This window comes from Pseudomonadota bacterium, from assembly GCA_039714795.1.
GTDB lineage: Bacteria > Pseudomonadota > Alphaproteobacteria > JAGOMX01 > JAGOMX01 > JBDLIP01.
Map to the genome: position 1 here is coordinate 1 of JBDLIP010000138.1, position 4,193 is coordinate 4,193.

Consider the following 4,193-nt stretch of genomic DNA (forward strand, 5'->3'; position numbering starts at 1 on the left):
TTTTCCAATCCAGCTCTTGGCGAGCTGGGGAAAAATGGAGGCCGGGATGACGGCCCGTGGAGGATAAACAAATTTTTCCCTTATCCAAAACTCAGGTTAATTATCTGAGCACCGCTCTCAAGTGTTTCATGTTCCACCTTAATCTGGGGACCAAGACTTTTTTCTACTGGAGGAACCTTACCTTCAATGTATAAAGTTGGTTGTATACCTGTCCCGGTCATAAATTATGATATCTGCGCAGCGTTGCCTCGCTGATCTCTGACCTCTGATCTCTGATCTAAACCCTTCTGCGTGTCAATGCCAACACCATGCCCATGGTAAGCGCCAGTGCCAGCATCGACGACCCACCATAGCTCAAAAAAGGCAAAGTCATCCCCTTGGTCGGAATCAGGCCAAGGGTTGAGGCTATATTAATCATGGCCTGCAAACCAAATCCAGTCACCAATCCAGATACGGCCAGCAAACTGAACAAGTCATTTTGCAGCATCGCCCGCATCATGCTTCTTAAAACGATAAACATGAAAAGTCCGGCAATCAGGACGCACAAAATCATACCAAATTCTTCCCCAGCTACTGCAAAAACAAAGTCGGCGTGCGCGTCTGGTAGATTGCGCTTGATCACCCCCTCACCTGGACCTTGACCTAGCAAGCCTCCATGCATAAAGGCTTCCAGCGATTGAGTGATCTGATACTGACCGGAAAAGCGATCGGCTGGATTGGGACTAAGATATAAATCAATGCGCCGGGCCACGTGCGGTAGCAGCAAATATGACATAAACAAGCCACTTCCTCCCATTAAAAGCATACCGGCAATCCATAACAACGGCATACCAGCCAGAAAAAATTGAGCAAACCACACCACAATGATCAAAACCAACATACCAAAATCTGGCTGCAACACCAGTGCTGTAGCACAGATCAATAACAAGCTAAAGGCGATCAAACGCCCAGGCACTTGAGGACTCATATGCGCTTCGGAAAACATCCAAGCACTTAATACCACCAAACTTGGCTTGAGGTATTCTGAAGGTTGCAAAGACATACCCCCCAGCGATAACCAGCGGCGCGCCCCTTTGACTTCAACCCCGGTAAACAAGGTGGTAAACGTCAGCGCTAAACTCAGCAAGAAAATCAATACAGCCAAGCGTTTCACATTCTGAACCGATAGCAACGAGACACTAATCAGTATCAATGTTAACGGCAATAAATAAGCAGCATGGCGAAAAGCAAAATAAAATGAGGGTAAATTTAAATGCTGAGCAATACTAGGGCTCGCTGCAAAGGAAAGCATCAGCCCAATTCCCATTAAGAGAGCAATTGCACCCAGCACGGTGCGATCGACAGTCCACCACCATTGGCCTAAAATGCTATCGTCAGTGCGAGAAAGAACTGAATGCATTTACCTATTACTCCCAGAGCGCAATAAAGGCGAAAGATCCTGCACGCATTGACGAAAAGCCTCCCCCCTGGCTTCGAAATTTTTAAATTGATCAAAACTCGCACAGGCTGGTGCAAGCAACACCACGGCTCCCTTTCTTGCTTGGTTTGCGGCAGAAGCAACCGCCTGCTCAAGGGTTCCAGATTTGGTAACGACCACCCTCCCCTCAAGCCAGCTTGCAAACTGGTCAGCAGCTTCACCAATTAAATAGGCATGCTGCACTCGATTCAGATAAGGATACAATACCTCTAATGATTCTTCTTTAAATCTACCCCCAAGAATCCAATGAATGTTGTCAAATCGAGCCAGTGCTTGCATGGCCGCATCCACATTGGTAGCTTTGCTGTCGTTGACGTATCTGACACCGTTATGCATTGCCACAGTTTCTTGCCGGTGTGGCAGGCTTGTAAAGCTTTTGAAAGCTTCAATAATATCAGGTATTGAAACCCCCATTTGCTTTGCTGCTATATAAGCAGCTGCTGCATTTTGACCATTGTGTGGTCCTTGTAAAGTGGGAATATCTCTTAAATCAACAATGGGTTGCTGCAAAGCAAAGGCATCATCTACTAAAATGCCTTGATCAATATAAACGCCATTCGGCACAACAGAATGAACCGAGATGGGGATAACGTTTTTTGGGCCCTGCATTTTTTGGTAAATATTACGCGAGAGTATGGAGTCAACCCCAATAACTGCCGAATTTCCACCTGAAAAGATACTCTGTTTAGCCGCCACATATCCTTCAATGCCACCATGACGAATCAAATGGTCCGGAGTTAAGTTCAACAATATGGCAGTTTCAAAGTGAATTGAGCTTGTCAGCTCAAGCTGAAAGGATGACATTTCCAGTACAAAAGTGCTCTTTGGATCAGTCACCTCAAAGGAGAAGACACTGGTGCCAATGTTACCTGCAACATACGTTGGAACATTTGCGCAGTTTAAAACATGACCAATCAACGACGTGGTGGTGGTTTTGCCATTGGTTCCCGTAACACCAATATAACGCGCCTCTGGGTAACAACGCCCCAGCACATCGATGTCTGAAAGAATAGGCACACCTGCCGCAATTGCTTTGACAACGATTGGGTGCGGAGCAGGATATTTATGGGGAATTCCAGGGCTGAGCACCATGGCCGCTACTTGGCTCCAGTCCATACCTTCTAACTCAGTCACCGCGATATTTTTCTGTATAGCTTTACTGCGGGCAAATTGTGTATCGTCCCATGCCAATACTTTGGATCCTCCAGATTGCAAGGCCAGAGCTGCATAAATCCCAGTCCGCCCAAGGCCTAAGACCACAACCGTCTGTGCTGCAAAACAAGATGCTATGCTCATAAGGGGCGCACTACCTTAATTTCAACGTTGAAAGTCCCACCAAAGCCAATATGGTGGCAATGATCCAAAAGCGAATCACGATGGTAGACTCAGCCCAACCTTTTTTCTCAAAGTGATGATGGATGGGTGCCATCAAAAAAATGCGCTCCCCGGTCAGTTTGAAATAGCCAACCTGTAAAATCACTGAGACCGTCTCGACGACAAACAGCCCGCCAACAATTGCCAGCACAAGTTCGTGCTTGGTAATCAGGCTCATTGTCCCCAAAAGCGCCCCCACCGAAAGCGATCCAGTATCGCCCATGAACACCTGAGCTGGGGGTGCATTGAACCACAAAAAGCCAAGACTTGCTCCCACCAAAGCGCCACAGATGACAGCCAGCTCTCCACTTCCTGGGATGTAAGTAATCTGTAAATACTTAGCAAACACCACGTTACCTACCAAATAACTAATCAAGCAAAAACAAAGTGCCACAATCATTACCGGCACAATGGCCAAGCCATCCAAACCATCGGTTAAATTAACCGCATTAGAAGAACCAATCATCACCAACAAAGCCCAAGGCATAAACAGAAAACCCAAGGGAATCATCATGTTTTTACTAAAGGGTAAAGCCAGACCGGTGGCAAGTTCTGAAGGGGTGAACTCAACGATCCAATAAGCAGCGAATACACCAATGACCAATTGCCCGAGTAACTTAATCTTTCCGGGCAGCCCCTTGCTCGAGCGATGACTGAGCTTTAGATAATCATCTATTCCCCCAAGGCAACCAGTCGAAAGCGTCACAAACAAGACGATCCAAACAAATCCATTGCTTAGATCAGCCCACAAAAAAGTGCTGAAAGTCAGCGCCAAGAGAATCAATCCGCCTCCCATAGTCGGGGTGCCTTTTTTGGTCAACAGGTGACTTTCAGGGCCATCATCGCGAATGGGCTGGCCATCTTTTTGCATGGTTTTCAGCCAGCGGATAAACCACGGCCCCAGGACAAAGCTGATAATAAGCGAAGTTAAGACAGCACAGCCGGTACGAAAAGTGATATAGCGGAATACATTAAAGATCGCATGATCTTGGGTAAGTGGCGCTAGGAAATAATGCAGCATAAAAAAAACCTATCGTTCGTTTACTGTTATACCCGTCGAAATTTAAGCTCTGGGTTCGTCTGCCCAGACTTTGAATTTCGACAGTTACGACAATTGCCACCTAACATAACGGTTTGCAAAGATAAGCGCAACTGCACTTAAGTTAATTAAAAACCGTGGATAATGGTTTGCAGGGGTTGAGTTTTCATGAGCTGGAGCTGGAATTAGGAATAACACAAAACCCCAACAGCTCCTCTCGCTCCCTAGCGTTCCGGACAACAATCCACTTGTGTTTGAGGGCAGATTTGGTGATGCAGCCGATTTATTAAAAGATGAGTCTAT

The 4,193-nt window shown here is 46.5% G+C and carries 4 protein-coding genes; all 4 read right to left on the reverse strand.

Annotation, left to right across the window (positions count from 1 at the left end; all coding sequences use genetic code 11):
* Positions 1 to 277: 277 nt before the first annotated feature.
* The gene (locus ABFQ95_07855) at positions 278 to 1,399 is read right to left on the reverse strand and encodes a putative peptidoglycan glycosyltransferase FtsW (GenBank protein MEN8237435.1); all 1,122 of its coding nucleotides are present in this window, start codon (positions 1,397 to 1,399) and stop codon (positions 278 to 280) included.
* The gene (gene murD / locus ABFQ95_07860) at positions 1,400 to 2,773 is read right to left on the reverse strand and encodes a UDP-N-acetylmuramoyl-L-alanine--D-glutamate ligase (protein ID MEN8237436.1); all 1,374 of its coding nucleotides are present in this window, start codon (positions 2,771 to 2,773) and stop codon (positions 1,400 to 1,402) included.
* Positions 2,774 to 2,783: 10 nt separating this feature from the next.
* A complete protein-coding gene (gene mraY / locus ABFQ95_07865) occupies positions 2,784 to 3,872 on the reverse strand; it encodes a phospho-N-acetylmuramoyl-pentapeptide-transferase (protein ID MEN8237437.1) in 1,089 nt (362 codons plus the stop codon).
* Positions 3,873 to 3,956: 84 nt separating this feature from the next.
* Positions 3,957 to 4,193: hypothetical protein (locus ABFQ95_07870; GenBank protein ID MEN8237438.1), on the reverse strand; the 237-nt coding region annotated here is incomplete at its 5' end.

What these genes read in the sequence shown, in the direction of transcription:
- murD (MEN8237436.1), bottom strand. Translation starts at nt 2,773, where the DNA reads ATGAGCATAGCATCTTGTTTTGCAGCACAGACGGTTGTGGTCTTAGGC.
- mraY (MEN8237437.1), bottom strand. Translation starts at nt 3,872, where the DNA reads ATGCTGCATTATTTCCTAGCGCCACTTACCCAAGATCATGCGATCTTT.
- ABFQ95_07855 (MEN8237435.1), bottom strand. Translation starts at nt 1,399, where the DNA reads ATGCATTCAGTTCTTTCTCGCACTGACGATAGCATTTTAGGCCAATGG.